Consider the following 17,402-nt stretch of genomic DNA (forward strand, 5'->3'; position numbering starts at 1 on the left):
GGACTGGTTTCTGCCGAAGCGTTGGCTTTCTCGCCGCTGGCGCTGCCGGATCTGCAGAAGACTCCGCCGGTGCCGGTCTCGAAGGTGGGCGGCACAGCCAAGGCGATGGCGCCAGGGGCCGCCAAGGACGACACGGCGGGCAAGGAATGGAAGTCCATCCCTGAAGCTGTTTGGCCCAAGCCTGGTAATGCCAAGGCAAACATGACTGGCAAGAGTGCAGTCAGCGTGAAGGCCGGTGCGCTTCCGGTTGGCATCTCGCAGACCCCCGCAGCACGCGGCACTCAGAATGCAGAGTCCGTGGCGGGCGAGGTCGGTGTCGAGGTCCTGGACCGAAAGGCCGCTGAACGAGCCGGAATCGACGGCCTGATCCTGGCCGTCGATTCCACCGGCGGCGACGCCCAATTGTCCGTCGACTACGGCGCGTTCCGTAATGCCATCGGCGGCGACTGGTCCTCCCGCCTGACCCTTGCGGAGCTTCCCGAGTGCGCCCTGTCTGAGACCGGCAAAGACAAGAACAAGGACGGGCACAAGGGCAAGGGTGACTGCACACCGACCCCGATCAAGGCAGTCGACAACGACGACGACAAGTCCCAGCTGACGGCCAGGGTGGCCCTTGAGGGCGACTCCGCCTCGGAGACGCCCAAGGAATCGGACGAGGACTCGGGCAAGAAGGACGAGCCGTCGCAGAAGCAGTCGGCGCCGGCACAGCCGACGCCCAAGCAGTCGGCACCCAAGTCCCTCAAGGCCGCCCGCACCCTCTTCGCCGTAACCTCGAAGCCGTCAGGCTCCAGCGGCGACTACAAAGCAACATCTCTCTCCCCGTCAGGCAACTGGCAGGCCGGCGACTCCTCCGGCGCCTTCACCTGGACTTACGACCTCGAAACCCCGAACGCCGCAGGCGACTTGGGCCCGGAGCTGTCGCTGGCCTACTCCTCGACCGCCGTGGACGGACGCACCGCGGCGACCAATAACCAGGCCAACAACGTCGGTGACGGCTTCACCCTGGAGCCCGGCTTCATCGAGCGCCGCTACAAGGCATGCAGCGCCGACATGACGGGCGGCACGAACAAGGCCAAGAACGGCGACCTGTGCTGGGGCGGCGACAACGCCGTCCTCTCCCTCGGCGGCTCGACCAACGAGCTGGTGAAGGACGACAAGACCGGCGCCTGGAAGCTCAAGCAGGACGACGGCAGCAAGGTCGAGCACCTGAAGGACGCTTCCCTCGGCAACGGCGACAATGACGGCGAGTACTGGAAGGTCACCGACACCGCGGGCGTGCAGTATTTCTTCGGCCGCCACAAGCTGCCCGGCTACGCCGACGGCAAGGAGACCACCGGTTCGACCTGGACGGTCCCGGTGTTCGGCAACCACTCCGGCGAGCCCTGCCACAAGGCCGACTTCGCCTCCTCGTGGTGCCAGCAGGCATGGCGCTGGAACCTCGACTACGTGGTGAACCCACACGGCGACGCGATGGCCTACTACTGGTCCAAGGAACAGAACCACTACGGCCGCAACGTCCAGCTCTCCACCGGCAAGTCGACGGCGACCCCGTACACGCGCGGCGGCTACCTCAAGCGCATCGAGTACGGGCTGCGCTCCAACAACCTCTACACCGGCACCCCCGCGGCGAAAGTCACCTTCAGCGCGGCGGAGCGGTGTGTGAAGTCCGGCTCGTTCGACTGCGCGACCGACAAGTTCACCGCCGCCAACGCCAAGCACTGGCCGGACGTGCCGTTCGACCAGTACTGCGCGCCCGGTACGGAGTGCAAGAACCGCTACAGCCCCTCGTTCTGGTCACGCAAGCGCATCGCGTCGATCACCAGCGAGGTCCGCGTCGGAAGCTCGTACCAGAAGGTCGACACCTGGGCCTTCGACCACAGTTTCCCCTCCACCGGCGATGGTTCTTCCCCCGCCCTGTGGCTGAAGTCGATCAAGCGGACCGGCTACACGGGCGGCACGGCGACGGCGCTGCCGCCGATCACGTTCATCGGCAAGCAGCTGGCCAACCGTGTGGACGCGACCGGGGACGGCATCCCGCCGCTGATCCGCTACCGGGTGCAGGCGATCCACAACGAGATGGGCGGCACCATCGCGGCCACCTACAGCGCCCCCGAGTGCACCCGCAGCAGCCTCCCGTCGGACACCGGCAACACCAAGCGCTGCTACCCGGTGTACTGGTCCTCACCGGACTCCCCCGGCGACGACTACAAGCCGGTCAAGGACTGGTTCCACACCTACGCCGTCACCCAGGTCCGCGAGGAGGACAAGGTCGGCGGCGCCATCGCGAAGCAGACCGACTACACGTACACCGGCGGCGTCGCCTGGGCCAAGAGCGATGACGCCTTCACCGAGGCCAAGTACCGCACCCACTCCGACTTCCGCGGCTACGCCCGCGTGAAGACGTCGGTCGGCACGGGCACAGACGGAGCCAAGCAGGTCAGCGAGGCCCGCTACTTCCGCGGCATCCCCGGCGCGAAGGTCGCCGACAGCGAGGGCAACGAGGTCGACGACCACCCCGCCTTCGCGGGCATGGCCCGCGACGAGGCCACCCTCAACGACAGCAAGATCATTGAGGCGTCCGCGTCGACCCCGTGGAGGTCGGCAGCCACGGCCACCCACAAGCGCGGCAACGGCCTGCCGGACCTTGAGGCGTTCCACGTCCAGGAGGCCAGGATCGAAGCCGGACGCACCCAGGTCGGCACGTCCTGGCAGCGCACCAAGACCGAGCGGACCTTCGACTCCTACGGCATGCTCACCCGCGAGTCCGACCTGGGTGACACCGCCAAGTCCGGCGACGAGACCTGCACGTTCACCAACTACGCCCGCAACACGGCCAAGAACATGCTGGAGTTCACCTCCGCGGCCAAGACCGTGGCCAAGGCGTGCGGCACCGACCCCAAGCTCCCCGACGACCTGATCTCCGACACGCGCACCTACTTCGACAACAAGGCCCTGGGAGCCGCCCCGGACAAGGGCGACGTCACCCGGGTCGACGAGCAGAACGCCGCCGGCACCGGATTCGTCACGACGGAGCGGAACAAGGTCGACCAGCACGGCCGCGTCACCGAAACCCTCGACGCAGCCGACCAGAAGACCACCACCGCCTACACCCCCACCACCCTGTACGCGACGACCAAGCAGGTCACCACCAACCCGCTCGGCCACACCGAGACCGCGGAGAACGACCCGGGCCGCGCCGCCCCGGTGGCATCGGTCGACGCGAACGGCAAGCGCACCGACGCCGTCCTGGACGGCCTCGGCCGCACCGTGAAGGTGTGGGAGCCGGGCTGGCCCAAGAAGGACCACGCCGACTCCCCCAGCCGCCAGTTCGCCTACACGGTGACCAAGACCGCCCCGAACGTCACGGAGACCAAGACGCTCCAGCGCAACGGCGGCTACCGCACCGACTACGCGATCGCCGACGGCCTCGGCCGCGAACGCGAGTCGCAGGCTCCCGCGGCGACCGGCCAGGGCCGGATCATCACCGAGAAGCTGTACGACTCCCGCGGCCTGGAGTGGAAGTCGTACGACGGCTACTACGCCAACGGCGACGCCTCCGGCGAACTGGTGACGGGCGACGACACCAAAACACCGAAGGCGACCCGCACCACCTACGACGGCGCGGGCCGACCCACGGTGCAGATCAAGGAGAAGTACGGGGACGAGGTCTCGCGCACGACGACTCAGTACGGCGGCGACCGGGTGACGGTGATCCCGCCCAAGGGCGACACCGCCACGACAACGGTCACCGACGTACGCGACCAGACCACGGAACTGATCCAGTACACGAACGCGGACCGCACCAAGTCCCAGTCGACGAAGTACACGTACACGCCGTCGGGCAAGCAGAAGACGGTCACCGACCCGACCGGCGCGAAGTGGACGTACCACTACGACCACCGCGACCGCGCGACCAAGGTGGAGGACCCGGACAAGGGCCCCTACACGACGGCCTACGACAACCTCGACCGCCCGACGACCGTCACCGACGCCGCCGGCAAGGCCCTGACGACGAGCTACGACGCACTGGGCCGCAAAACAACCCTCAAGCAGGGCGGCACGACCCGTGCCACCTGGACCTACGACACCTTGGCGAAGGGCCAGTTGACGAAGTCGGTCCGCCACGAGGGCGGCCAGGACTACACCAACGAGATCACAGCCCTCAACGACCGCTACCAGCCGACAGGCACCAAGGTCACCGTCCCCGCCCGCGAGGGCGCCCTGGCCGGCACGTACGCCTTCACCTCCGGCTACAACGCGCAGACCGGCCTGCAGGACTGGCTCCGCCAACCGGCCCTGCCCGGCCAGATATCCGAGAACCTCACCTACCGCTACGGCCCCCAGGACCAGCTGGTAGGCGCCGGCACCACAGCCTCGGTCCTCATAAACAACCGCACATACGACCCGTTCGGCCACGTCCTGCGCACCGAGTACGGCCGCAAGGGCCAGAAGGTGTGGCAGACGAACGAGTACGACGAGCACACGGGCAACGTGGCCCGCACCACCACCGACCGCGAAACCGGCCCGTCGCGCATCGACGACATCCACTACGCCTTCGACCTCGCGGGCAACATCACCCGCCTCAACACCATCTCCGGCCAGGACGAGGAGCGCTCGACCGACACCCAGTGCTTCACCACTGACGCACTGCGCCGCATCACCAACGCCTGGACGTCGACGGACAGTTGCAAGGCCAGGCCAGACGCAGACGGCGGCACCGGCGGCGAAAAGCCCAAGGTCGGCGGCCCGGACGCCTACTGGCACTCCTACACCTACGACGCCATCGGCAACCGCCAGACCGAGACCCAGCACAAGGTCGAAGGCAGCGTGCTGACGGCCAACGACCTCACCCGCACCTACAAGTACGGCCAGAACGGCGCGACCAAGCGCCAGCTGACCGGCATAGAAACGGAGGAGACAGACGCAAAGACCAAGAACACGACCAAGACGACTGACTCCTACGCGTACGACAAGACCGGCAACACGACCAAGCGCACCGTCGGGGGCACCGCCCAGGACATGACCTGGGACGACGAGGGCCACCTGGAGACGGCGACCAAGTCGGGCCAGAAGACGGAATACGTCTACGACGCGGACGGCAATCGCCTGCTGGCCAAGACACCGGCACGCAACACGCTCTACCTGCCGGGCGGTAACGAACTGACCGCCGAGGCGAACGGCACAAAGTCATCGACCCGCTACTACGAGGCGGGCGGAGAAACAGTCGCGGTCAAGGCGAGCAACCAGACGAGCATCCTCCTCAACGACCACACCGGCACCGCCACGGCAGCCGTCCTCCTGGCCGCAGGCCAGGCGGTGACCCGCCGCAAGATGAACATCTTCGGCGCACCGCGCGGCGATCGGGACGTCAACTGGCCCGGCAACCGTGGCTTCGTCGGCGGCACGATCGACAACACCGGACTCACCCACCTCGGGGCCCGCGAATACGACCCCGCACTCGGCAGGTTCATCTCGGTCGACCCCCTCATCGACACGGCCGATCCACAGCAGATGCACGGCTACACCTACGGCAACAACAACCCGCTCATCCATGCCGATCCCGACGGCAAGTTCTTCGGCAGCTTGTTCAAGCAAGTCCAGAAGGGGATCAAGCGGGTGGTCAAGTGGGTGAATGCGGGAGTCAAGCGCTATAACCGCTGGTACCGCAGGCTCGAGCCCTACCAGAAGTCCCAGGTCCAGATCGCGAACGCTTCCCGGGGGGTCAGCAATCGGTGGTTCGCCGGTATCGAAAAGGGCAGGGCCAAAGCCAAGGCTGACGCAGCCGCTCGCGTTGCTCAGAAGAAGCGCGACGCGGAGCGCAAGCGACGCGACAGCATCCTCGGCGGGCTGAAGTCCACCTGGAACAAGGGCGTAAACAAGACGAAGAAGGGGTTGAACTACGTGATGAGCTACTCCAACACGTCGGGGGCTTGCGTCAGCGTGGGCGGAACAGTCGCCTTTGGCTACGAGCTTTCAGGATGCTTTGTCAGAACAAAGCGACCCGACGGGAAGAATGACTACGGCTTCAGCGGAACCGTTGAGCAACAGGTAGGCCCCGGCATCGGAGTTGGGGCCACCGGCGGCCTCATGTTCAGCAATGCCGACGACTTCGATCAAATCCGAGGCGAGTCTGCAGGGGTAGGCGGGACCGCAGGATACGGACTCGGGGTCAATGGCAGTCATCGTGGAACGTTTGGGACCCGAAACAGTAGAGGTGATATTGTTCATAGCTTCACGGGGGGGTTCGGGCCAGCCGCCGGTATTGAGGGCAACTTCGGATCAGGGAAGACGGGGGTCCATAAGTTGTTCACGTGGTAAATGAGAGGCTGAGTGTGGTGGCGCCGACTCGAATCTACCTTCACCGGCGCCACCACCCAACCACTGTAAGTACCTATTTCCGAGGTGTTCTCGATTAACGCTATATGGGGTCTCGCCGTTGCAATCGTTGGACTTCTCCTTGTGACGGACTATCGCAATTTCGCTATCCGTTTCTACGACCTACTGGCGAAAGCTACACTGGGTGGACCTCCAGATCCTCGGTACTTCACTCCCACAACCGTGCGTTTCATCGGTGGCGTTCTCGGGTTTGGAGGACTTTGCGTCTTTGTGGTGCGGGTCGTTGACGCCTTGGCTGGCTGAGGGCGGCATTAGCGTCACACAAATGCGAAGAAATGGATTTTCCTTACATGGAGTTAGGTGTCGGCAGATCCTGCCGATGTGTCCGAAATGAGCGTGGGAGGGGTGATCTTCTATGCGGTAATGCTCGCCATCGGATTCCCTCTCACATCCAATATCGCCGATCTGGCCGATCGAGTTTACGCGCTCCTTTCGGGAGTGCTTCCCGGTCCCGTAGACAGAGCATCACCGAGATCCCTTCGGTTTGCTGGCGGCATGCTAACGATCGTCTCCCTCATCGGCCTGGTTGTTGAGATTCGAATGGGACTCGCCTGACATGGAGCCTCTTCCAACCTCGCGGCGAGGTCCGCCAGTTGGTCTGGCCCTGCAACATGACGAAGCTCCTGGTAGACGGTGTCACGACCAAGATCCACCGTGGCCCACCAGGAGCTTCGCTTGCTTGTCTATCCGTCGGCGATCGATCTGTCCACCCGCACCCTGCGGTACCTGACCTGGCAACTCGCCTCTCGCAGACGGGAGATAGGGACACGGTGGAGACGGCTGACCGCAGGCCGCCAGGCCCTGCTCGCTCTGGCGCACCTGCGGTGTGGTGACACCTACGCCCAACTCGCCGCCGGGTTCGGCATCGGGATCGCGACCGCCTTCCGCTACATACGCGAGGCCGTCAACGTGCTGTCCTTGCTCGCCCCGTCCCTGGCCGAGGCGATGCGCACGATCCGGGAGAAGGCGTTCGTCATCCTCGACGGCACGCTGCTTCCGATCGACCGCATCGCCGCCGACACCCCGTACTACTCCGGGAAACACAAGCGGCACGGTATGAACCTCCAGGTCCTCACCGACCCGTTCGGACGGCTGCTGTGGGCCTCTCCCGCCCTGCCCGGATCCACACACGACCTGACTGCCGCCAGGCAGCACGGGATCATCGAAGCCCTCACCTAAGCAGGGCTCAAATGCTGGGCGGACAAGGCGTATCAAGGAGCCGGCGGACCCGTCCGGGTACCGTTTCGGGGCCGCCGCCTCAAGAGATGGAAGCGCCGCCACAACACCACCCACGCCAAGATCCGCTGTGTCGGCGAGCAGGCCATGGCCACTCTGAAGGGCTGGCGCCTCCTGCGGAAGCTTCGCTGCAGCACCAACCGAATCACCGACGTCGTGAAGGCTGTCCTCGTCCTTCACCTCGCATCAGCGTGAGATTGGAAGACGCTCACTAGGCCGCTTCCTTCCGCCACCCGGAAGGCACGGTTGAAGACCCAGGCAACCTCGTCCGCCACCACATCATGATCGCCGCGCGAAGCGCCACAGGCGGACACGCCCTCCGCTCGCCCCCAACCAAGGAGGGAGGGCGAGCACTGAGCCCGTCAGGCGAACAGCAGCGTGGGCTCGGCAAGGATGTCCCTGCCGAGTTCACTCTTGTAGATCAGGTCGACGCTGCCGAACCGGGCCTGCGTGTAGTCCAGGCCGAGTTCGTCAACAGCCTTACGTACGGCCTCCTCGGAACCTGCTTCCACCTCCAGAAACGTGGGCAGGCCGGGCCACGTGTCGAAGTCGTAGGTGACGTCTCCGAGTTGCCACTCCTCGCGGTAGTTCTGCTGGTAGCGCACCTGGCGTAGGCCCAGCGCTCCGAGGAGTTCCGCGGTACGTTCCAGGTCGCTGACCTCGATCTCGATTTCAGTGGTGCCGTTGATGTGGGTGGCGTCGGAGACTTGCTTGAGGGTCAGGGTGGTCTTGCCGCCTTCGTCGCGGAGCCGCAGCCACTGTTCGCCCTGGACGGCGTCGTTTTCGAAGATGAGGCGGGTGAACATGGTCTTGTCGAAGGTCCGCTCGGCTCCCGCCGTCCGTAGCTGGTCACGGACGGCGTCCACGTCGATCTGAAGGAACTTCGCTTCGTATTCGTGCTGGGCCAACGGTCTCTCGCTCTCGATGAATTGTCCTACGCGGTCAGGTCGTGGAGTTCGTACAGGTCGTGCTCACGCGCCTTCCTGATCTCGGCGCATATCTCGCTGCCCACGAACTCTTCCACGGGCAGGCAGAGGTCCATGCGTTGTATGCACACGCCCACGTGGAAGGTGCCGCTCGGGTCTCGGTACAACCGGACGCCGTAGTAGCCCTCTTGACAGTCGGTGTCGTTGTTGAAGCGGCAGCCGACGCAGGTCTCGGGAAGCCGGAATGGGCGTATGTGCTTGACGGTCAGCCGCCGGCCGTTGGGCAGTCGATAGGTGACGCGGAATCCGGAGGTTCCGGCTGTCAGCCGGATCTCGTCGGGTTGGGCGCCGAGCTCGTGCAAGAGCTGGTCGACCGCGCCGAGGGACTCGCTCCCGTCGGCGAGTGAGGTCAGGATGCGTACGGACAGCTGCGGCGCGTGCCTGCCGAGCAGCCGGTGGACGCGGCGGATGTGCGTGTGGTCGGGGATGACGATGTTCGCCCTTGCTCCAAGGCCGAGTTCGGCAGCGAGTTCTATCGACTTCTCGAGTGCTTCGATTTTGCGTACGGCCCGTTGGCGTGAGCAGAAGCGACTGCTCTGGACTTGTGCGAGCTCGTCAGGGGTGGTGCCGAAGATCGAGAAGTTCACGTGGTCGAGTCCTGCCTGTGCGCAGGCGGGCAGGGTCCGCGCGCCGTTCTCACCGTTGGAGGTGACGCTAACGCTGTAGCCGGTGGCTCTCGCAAGGGTGACGATCTGCGGCAGGCGGGGGTGGAGGGTCGGCTCGCCGCCGGTGAGGTGGACTTCGTCGAGTCCGAGGGCGTCGCGAAGCTGAGCAAGGGACGTTCGGAAGGACTCGTCGGGGAGGACTGGGGCGCTGGTGAAGCGCGCCCCGTTCGTGGCGAGGTAGATCGACGTGCGGCCGGAGCGGCCACTGGGAGCGAAGGGTGCCATCTGGCGTCCGTGGTTGTCCGCGCTGACGGGAGTGCCCTCGTTATGGCAGAAGGTGCATGTCATGCCGCATGCGTCGATGACTTTCACGCGCAGGGTTCGGTCACTTGAGACGTGTACGGGTACGTCGCTGCTGATCTGCCGTAAGGCGGGGTGCTGGAGCATGAGCCGGTACTCCTTCGATGCGGGAGTGGTTCATGGCGCGGGAGTGGGGTGAACTGGCTATGGCCAGGCGATGCCGATCGGGGGGCCGAGAAGCAGGTCGGGGGGCTGCGGCGTCCCGGTCACTCATGGAGGTGATCTCCGTGGTCCTGCGCGTGGTGGCCGAGACCACTTGCGACGATCAGTGAGCCGAGGGTCCAGACGCCCCCGAGAGGGACTCCACGGACGGCACGCCTGCCAGGCGGGGTGGAGGCCAGAGCACCCACGCCCACTGTCTGGGGTCGGGCTGAGCAAGGGCTCGTATGAAGGATCACGTCCTCTCTGTGAGAGGTGCCCGGGGAGTGGCCATGGCGTCCTGGACTGCCGCCCGGAGGGCGACGGTGTCGGTGATCAGTTCGCCGTCCGCGGGACAGATCCGCCAGTGCGGGCCGGGGCCGCGTACGCGGCGTGCCGGGGGAACAACAAGGTGCTGGTTCAGGCCGAGGGGCCGGGTACCCGGGATGTCCCAGACCGCCGCGGCACCGGTCGGCACGAACCAATAGAGCGCGGGTTCGTTCGGGTCCTCAATGACGGCACCACTGCGGGTGCCGAGCACCTCAAGAGCGCGTACGCCGATGTGGCGCGGGACGCGGACGACATCCCAACAGACACCTACGGCCTGGAGTTTGTATCCGCCCGCGGTGTCCATCGAGGGCGGCGCGGGCGGAACCGGATTCTCATGTGACTGTGAGCGTGATGGGGACCGTGGCATGACGGACGGGCTCCTAGCCGGGCAGCGAGGCGGAACTTGGGAGCAACCATCGTCTCGATCCTCCAAGCCCTCTTCTAGGACTTCTAGCGGTCACCAAGAGGACATCAACAGGGCTTCAAGCCCCACCTGTTGATGAGATCCGGCCCTAAATGGGACCTCGCATGGCACCCTCAATCACAGAGCCCGTTCACGGAGGTGCCCATGCCCCGTCCCATAGGCAACACCCGCCTCAAGGCCGCCCGCGTCGCGGCCGGATACAACTCTCAACAAGCCCTGGCCGACGCCATCACTCAAGCGGCACCCCAACTCGGCATTCGCGGACTGGCTGTTGGCGTTCGCCAGATCCGCCGCTGGGAGTCCGCCAACCCTCCCTGGCCTCAGCCCGACATCCGCCGTGTCCTCACCCACCTCCTCGGCCAGGACTCCGAAGACCTCGGCTTCACCGCCCCCTGGGACACGGGCCACGCCCCGAACCCCCCGAGCACTTCGGCAGCCTCGAACGCCCCCGCGCTGCCCCGCATGCGCCACACCACCGTCCCTGTCCAGGCCGTAGCGGTCACCCAACCAGCCACAGTCAGCGCCGACTTCGAGACCGTGACCCGCTCACACCGCAACCTGTACTGGTCTGTAGCCCCGGCCACCCTGCACCCGGCCGTCCTCGAACACACACGCCTCGGCTGCGCGCTACTCCCCGAGCTCGCCCCTACTGCCCGCCTGCGCCTGGCCTCGGCCCTCGCCGAGTCATATCTGCTGGCCGGGCGCATCGAGTTCTTCGACTTGTGCGAGCCCGAGCAGGCCGGCAACACCCTGCTACGAGCACTGCAAGCGGCAGGTGAAGCGGACGACCCCCTCAAGGGCGCCGCCGTACTCGCCCACGCCGCTTTCATCCCCGGCTGGGCCGGTGACCGCGACGCGGCGGCGGAGCGCATGATCGCGGCCCGTACCTACGCCCGCCGTGCGCCTGCCTCGGCCGAGTTCTGGGCCTGGCTCGACGCCGTCGAAGCCGAGTGCGAGACCCGCTGCGGCAACACCCGCATCGCCCTGCACCTCATCGGCCACGCCGAAGACATCCTCGCCGCAGGCTCCGAACACCCCACGCCCGCCTGGATGGACTGGTTCAGCCCCACCCGCCTCGCCGCCTTCAAGGGCAACACCCACCTCAAGGCCGGCCACCTCCCCCAGGCCCGCGAAACCCTCCAGCAGGTCCTCGCGGACCTGCCGCCCGAGTCCGACAAGCAACGCACCGTCGTCCTGGGCGACCTGGGCGCCGTCGAGGTCGCCGACGGCAACCCGCAACAGGCATGCGCCTACGCCGGCCAGGCCCTCGACCAGCTCGCCCGCACCTGGTACGCGACCGGCATGGACCGCGTACGCGAGGTCCGCCGCACCCTCGCCCCCTGGCAGAACGAGGAGTGCGTGCGCGACCTCGACGACCGCCTCTACGACTGGGGCACCACGGTCAGCGCTCTCCAGCGTTGAACTTCGCGACTCTCTCCGGCAGTTCGACCAGCGAGTCGATCCGCATCGTGGTGATCGCGTCCGCGTCCGGATCGTGCTGCTGGATGGTGCCCCACGGCCCGCGCCGGATCAACGCCGTCAGCAGACCGGCCCGCACCGCGGGCCGGATGTCGTTGTCGAGCCGGTCACCCACGTACAGGATCTCCCCCGCCTCGGCAGGCGTCGCCTCGATGACGTGCTCAAAGAACGCCACATCCGGCTTCGACGCACCCCAGTCATCACTCGTCGCGATCATGTCGGCGGGTAGATCGAGACTGCGGAGCAGTCCGCCGGCGCGCACGGTCTGGTTCCCGGCGATCCCCACCCACAGCCCCTCCCGACGCAACGCCTCCAGCGCCGGGCGCGCATCCGGATACAGGTCGCCCTCACCGAACCACTCGGGCTTGCCCGCCTGGGCCCGCTTCTCCCGCTCCTCGGTCAGGTCGAAGCCCGGCTGGAACTCCTGGAATGTCTCGCGATAGTCCCGCCCCTGCGCGATGACCGCTCCGAACATGGCCGCAAAGGTGTGGCGGGGAACTCCCAGCCAGTCCGCCCACGTCCCGTACTCCCGGGTCTCGTCGACCAGGCACTCACCGACATCGAACACCACAGCGCGAATCATGAGCGGCACAGTAGAGCACAAGAAGGTCGGAGAGCCCGAGGAGATCTCACCCTCAGGCTCCCCGACCGCTTCCGATCCGAGAGGCCGAAGTGTTGCCTACTGCCGCACCTCTCAGGCCGACAAGACATATCGAAGTGTCAAGTCCCGGGTTCTGTGGAGAGTGATCTCCACAGAACCCGGGACGGTTTAGCCGGGCCCGCCTGAATGGTCCCCACATCGAACATCTGTAACGCTTCGCCAACTTCGAACGCATTAGTCGGAGGCTTACGTGATCTCGATGCCTGGCTGACGGGGCCCCTCTCCGTAGGGAAGAACACTGCATGCCGTGCACTCCGACTCGGGACGGGACTACGGAATAGCCTGACCGCCTCCAGTCGTTGAATCGGCGTAGCGGGTCCAGGAATCGGTCGATCTCGGCAAATTCCGGCGACTGAGGTCCGCGCCGGGTCGCGGCCGCGTAGAAGCCAAGTACACAGAGATTCAGCCAACCTGGGATGCATGTGTCACTTCGTGATTGACGTGTACGCGAGCGACTTGGTCAAATGCTCGGATAGTTGCGGTCGCGAGGGTGAGGTACGGGGTACGTGGCAGGGCTGGACAGCGCGAATCTGAAGACACTCCTCGGCGACATCGCCTCGGGAAGGCTCCAACTCCCGGACTTTCAGCGGGATTGGAAGTGGGACGATGACCGGATCAGGGCCATCATCGCCACGGTGACGCTCGACTACCCGCTGGGCGTCACGATGACATTGGAGACCGGCGGTGAGTCTCCCTTCCGCGCCCGGCCGCTCACCGGCTCGCACGCCGGTGCCGACCGGGAACCGAGCCTCCTGCTCCTGGACGGCCAGCAGCGCCTGACGTCGCTCTTCCAAGCCCTGTACGTCGCCGACAGTCCGGTGCTCACAGTGAATTCCCGGAACCGGCCAGTACGTCGCTGGTATTACGTGGACATTGCGAAGGCGACCGGTTCGCCGTCCGACCGGGACGAAGCAATCGTGTCGGTGCCCGAGGACCGAATGCTGCGCCGGGACTTCGGGCGCACGGTCGTACACGACCTCACAGACACCGCAGGTGAGTGCGAGGCTGGGCTCTTCCCGCTGCGTATAGTCTTCGACACCCAACAGGTCAACGCCTGGCGGCGGGTGTACGAACGAGTCGACGAGGAACGGAACTTCGACCTGTGGTCGCAGTTCGAGGACAAGGTGCTCCACCCGGTCCGGTCGTTCCAGGTGCCGATGATCAACCTGTCGTCCTCAACGTCCATGGATGCTGTGTGCGCTGTCTTCGAGCGGGTCAACACGGGTGGTGTGCCGCTCAACGTCTTCGAGTTGCTGACCGCCACGTATGCGGGAAATCGCGCATACACCAGCCGCGCGGGCACCTACTACGACCTGCCCTCCACGTGGCGCTCGATCAAGGAGCACGTGGCGGAGCGGTACCCAGTCCTCGGCCGCCTCGACGTGGAACTGGACGACGGCCTGAGCAACAGTGACTTCCTGCAGTCCGTCGCCCTGGTGCGTACGTGGAACCTAAAACAGAAGGACGCGAGCGTCGGTGTCTCCTGCAAGCGCCGCGATCTTCTGGAACTTCCGCTGGACGACTTCGAGGAACTCGCTCCGGGCTTGAAGGACGCCTTCGAGTGGGTCGGCAGCTTTCTGTTCTCCCAATGCATCGTCCACGCGGCGGACCTGCCATATCGCACGCAGGTGGTGCCCCTGGCGGCAGTCCGGGCAATCCTCGGCGAGGAGCTCGACACTCCGGCCGCCATCCAGAAGATCGAGCAGTGGTACTGGTGTGGGGTCCTCGGTGAGATGTACGGCGGCTCGACCGAGACGCGTTTCACCCGCGATGTCGAGCAGTTGATTGCGTGGATCCGCGATGATGCCGAGGTACCCGACACCGTCGCGGACGCCTACTTCTTCCCTGAGCGGCTACTCACGCTCAAGACGCGCAACAGTGCTGCGTACAAAGGGATATTCGCGCTGCTGATCCGGCAGGGTGCGGTGGACTGGCACTACACCGAGGGCCCGATGCCGCCTGGTCGGCTCGTGGAGTACGGCGTCGACGTCCATCAGGTCTTCCCGAAGAGCTGGGTGCGCAGGGATCTCGACGAGCAGTACCCGGCCAGTTCCATCGTCAACAAGACTCCGCTCTCGCTCCGTTCCGCCCAGGCGCTCAACGGCGCACCCTCCGCGTACCTCGAACCCCTCGCGGCAGCGGCGGACATGCGTCCAGAGTGGTTCGACGACGTGATCGCCACTCACCTCATCAACCCGAAGACGCTGCGTGCCGGCGACTACGTCGCGTTCTTCGAGGCGCGGTCCGCCTCGCTGGAGGAACTCGTCTACCAGGCGATGGGCAAGCGCACCACGGTCGTGCGCGGTGCTGCGGGCGAGGAGAGTGAGTACTGATGCGCAGGCCGCCGCAGCAGGAGCTCATCGCTCTCAAGGGCACAGAACTGGCCCTGCCAGACCTGCTCGCGCTCTTCGACATACGGGTACGGCAGCCCGTCGCCATCCGGGAGATACGGACCGCACTCGCCGCCGTCGGGCTGACCACGCTGCCGGAGTTCTCCACCTGTGAGCATCGCGGCCGGGTGCGGTTCGTGGAGTTCGCGGCAGCTGTCGTCGACCCGCAGGAGGGCCTCGACGTTCCTGCCGACCCGTTGCCGCCGGGTGCGCTGCCGCAACGGCTGCTTCTCGGTGACCTGCCGTCCGCGGTGGGCGGGGTGACCAGTGTGCCGCCGGAGGCCCAGTTGAACTCGGCCACGTATCTCATGCGTAACCACGGCTTCGATCAGATCCCTGTGGTCAGCAACATGACCGAGCTCCACGGCATCGTCACCTGGAAATCGATCGCCCTCATGTATGAGAACGGCGAGGCGGCGACGCTGGCGAACGCCATGCAACGTGAGTCGCTGCCGGTGTTCGACAGCCGGGAAGATCTGTTCAGTTGCCTGGCGACGCTCATCGAGCAGGGATACGTGCTGGTGCGCGGTCAGGACGGCAGGATCTGCGGGATCGTCACGTACCGCGAGATCGTGCGAAGGTTCCAGAACACCGCCCGTCCGTTCTTCCTCCTCGGGGAGATCGAGTCACTGCTGCGACGCTGGCTGGGGAGCGCGCTCGACTCCGAGGCGATCGAGGCCGTGCAGGCGACCAATCGTCGGCCGGATGACCGGACGGGGAAGGTCGAGGACCTGATGTTCGGGGACTACGTCCTCCTCCTGGACGGCAACCAGCGCAGGACGGGCCTCGCCGAGCGGGCCAACACGAACTGGCAGGCCCTCGGCCGGCCGAACCTCGACCGCGACCAGTTCGTCCACCACCTCGTGCGGGTGAAGGACATCAGGAACCGCATCGCGCACTTCGACGATGCGCCGCTGCCGCTGGAGGACATGCGCGAGCTGACGGCCTTCGCCCGCCAGCTGCGGGACTGCGTGCGCTAACGCGCACAACATGGTCCGCCTCCCGTGCAGGCGACGGATTCAAGCACGTCAAGGGACAGAAGTCCCGCTTGGCTCCGCGGCTGCGGCGATAGGGTGGAACCTTGGTGCAATTGAGGCGTGGCCGCCCTACGACGCGGGCCGCGGGAGGGTGACGCGTAACACATGACTGAGGTGCCCGCACAGATCGGCCGGTACACGGTCGAGCGTGAGCTGGGCGCGGGGGGAATGGGGCAGGTCTACCTGGCCTACTCGCCCGGTGGTGACCCGGTCGCGGTGAAGGTGATCAGGAACGACCGTCTCGACCAGGCCACGCGGGCGCGCTTCGAGAAGGAGGCGCTGATCGCCCGGACCGTCATCGGTACGAATCGGGTGGCGCGCTTCCTGGACGCGGACCCCTACGCCGACCAACCGTGGATGGCCGTCGAGTACGTGCCGGGACTGACGGTGCAGGAGCAGGTCGAGGGCGCCGGATCCCTCCCGGCGCCGCTGGTCGCCAGCCTCGGCGCGCTGCTGGCCGAGGGACTGGAGGCGGTACACGCCGTCGACCTGGTGCATCGCGACCTCAAACCGCAGAACGTGATGCTGGGCGAGTACGGCCCCATCCTGATCGACTTCGGGCTCGGCGCGTTCATGGACGCGGGCAAGGACACGCTCACCCAGGACGGCATGATCGTCGGCACCGTGCGCTGCATGCCTCCGGAGCAGGCACTCGGGCGCTCGCGGGTGAAAGCACCGGCCGACGTGTACGGCCTGGGCACCGTCCTGCTGTACGCGGCGACCGGCCACTACCCCTACGAGGGCAACGGCTGGCCCGCGATCGTCGCCCAGGTGACGGACGAAACCTGCCCGCCGGACCTGTCGGGCCTGCCCGAGGCCCTGAACCCGCTGATCACGGCGATGCTCGCGCATGCTCCAGCAGACCGTCCTTCCCTCACCGAGGCCGCTGATCAGTGTGTGGCCCTGATGAAGAGTGCCGGGTTCTCGCCGGCCGAGGCGCGGCACGCCCTGATCGACGTCTCCACGGCGACCGGCAGAGTGCGTCGGCGCGAGAGGCGCGGACCCTCGCCCTTGGTATGGGACCGCATGCTGACGCAATGCGGCGATGCGCCGGACGTCCACACCCAGGTCGTGGACGAAGACGGAGTCGACAGCCCACTGGATCGCCCGACTCACCTGGACTCGGCAGTGAGGGATGAGGAGATGTCCCGGCCCGCCCCGGCCGGGTCCGTCGTCCAGCAGGTAACCGAGCCACCGACACCGACAGAGCCACCCCGTACTACCCCTGGCCGTCGGCCGGCCTCACAGCGCGTGGCCGAGGAACTGCGGGCCCGGTACGCGATGCAGTCGGCTTTGTAAGACGGCCGGGGCAGGCTGCCAGGTTCGGTGGCACAGGTCCTGGTGCGGCGAGAGACATGGC

General features: G+C 66.2%; 9 protein-coding genes and 1 pseudogene. 6 read left to right on the top strand and 4 right to left on the bottom strand.

The genetic code is table 11. The features are described from left to right. Nucleotides 1-297: 297 nt before the first annotated feature. Both ACQB60_RS10555 and ACQB60_RS10560 read left to right on the top strand, forming a co-directional pair. Nucleotides 298-6,318 carry an RHS repeat domain-containing protein gene (locus tag ACQB60_RS10555; RefSeq protein ID WP_496925590.1) on the top strand — a complete coding sequence of 2,007 codons (6,021 nt, stop codon included), beginning with the start codon at nt 298-300 and terminating at the stop codon, nt 6,316-6,318. Between the two features lie 753 nt (nt 6,319-7,071). Then, a pseudogene (locus ACQB60_RS10560) lies at nt 7,072-7,827 on the top strand (transposase family protein). Nucleotides 7,828-7,994: 167 nt separating this feature from the next. Here ACQB60_RS10560 and ACQB60_RS10565 read toward each other — a convergent pair. From ACQB60_RS10565 to ACQB60_RS10575, 3 genes are all read right to left on the bottom strand, one after another. Further along, entirely contained in the window at nt 7,995-8,540 is a 546-nt protein-coding gene (locus ACQB60_RS10565; protein ID WP_496925591.1) for a class IV adenylate cyclase, read from the bottom strand. A 26-nt stretch (nt 8,541-8,566) separates the two neighbouring features. Then, nucleotides 8,567-9,670, bottom strand: coding sequence for a radical SAM protein (locus ACQB60_RS10570; protein WP_496925592.1), 1,104 nt, complete (start codon nt 9,668-9,670; stop codon nt 8,567-8,569). A gap of 307 nt (nt 9,671-9,977) precedes the next feature. After that, nucleotides 9,978-10,355 (bottom strand): hypothetical protein, encoded by a 378-nt coding sequence (locus ACQB60_RS10575; RefSeq protein WP_496925593.1) that lies wholly within the window; start codon nt 10,353-10,355, stop codon nt 9,978-9,980. Between the two features lie 264 nt (nt 10,356-10,619). On the opposite strand from ACQB60_RS10575, the gene ACQB60_RS10580 reads away from it, so the two are divergent. Next, complete coding sequence (locus tag ACQB60_RS10580) at nt 10,620-11,897, top strand: NsdA family TPR-like regulatory protein (protein WP_496925594.1); 1,278 nt, start codon at nt 10,620-10,622, stop codon at nt 11,895-11,897. On the opposite strand, the gene ACQB60_RS10585 is transcribed toward ACQB60_RS10580, so the two are convergent. Then, entirely contained in the window at nt 11,878-12,537 is a 660-nt protein-coding gene (locus ACQB60_RS10585) for an HAD family hydrolase (RefSeq protein ID WP_496925669.1), read from the bottom strand. The two genes, ACQB60_RS10580 and ACQB60_RS10585, sit on opposite strands and share 20 nt — an antisense overlap. Before the next feature lie 584 nt (nt 12,538-13,121). Here ACQB60_RS10585 and ACQB60_RS10590 point away from each other — a divergent pair. From ACQB60_RS10590 to ACQB60_RS10600, 3 genes are all read left to right on the top strand, one after another. Further along, nucleotides 13,122-14,948 carry a GmrSD restriction endonuclease domain-containing protein gene (locus ACQB60_RS10590; RefSeq protein ID WP_496925595.1) on the top strand — a complete coding sequence of 609 codons (1,827 nt, stop codon included), beginning with the start codon at nt 13,122-13,124 and terminating at the stop codon, nt 14,946-14,948. Next, nucleotides 14,948-15,985: a CBS domain-containing protein gene (locus ACQB60_RS10595; protein WP_496925596.1), complete on the top strand. Its 1,038-nt coding sequence runs from the start codon at nt 14,948-14,950 to the stop codon at nt 15,983-15,985. The genes ACQB60_RS10590 and ACQB60_RS10595 overlap by 1 nt, the downstream gene beginning before the upstream one ends. Nucleotides 15,986-16,147: 162 nt before the next feature. Then, nucleotides 16,148-17,341, top strand: a complete 1,194-nt coding sequence (locus tag ACQB60_RS10600) for a serine/threonine-protein kinase (RefSeq protein WP_496925597.1) — start codon at nt 16,148-16,150, stop codon at nt 17,339-17,341. Nucleotides 17,342-17,402 lie beyond the last annotated feature (61 nt).

This window comes from Streptomyces odontotermitis (assembly GCF_050510915.1).
In the GTDB taxonomy this organism is placed as follows: Bacteria; Actinomycetota; Actinomycetes; order Streptomycetales; family Streptomycetaceae; genus Streptomyces.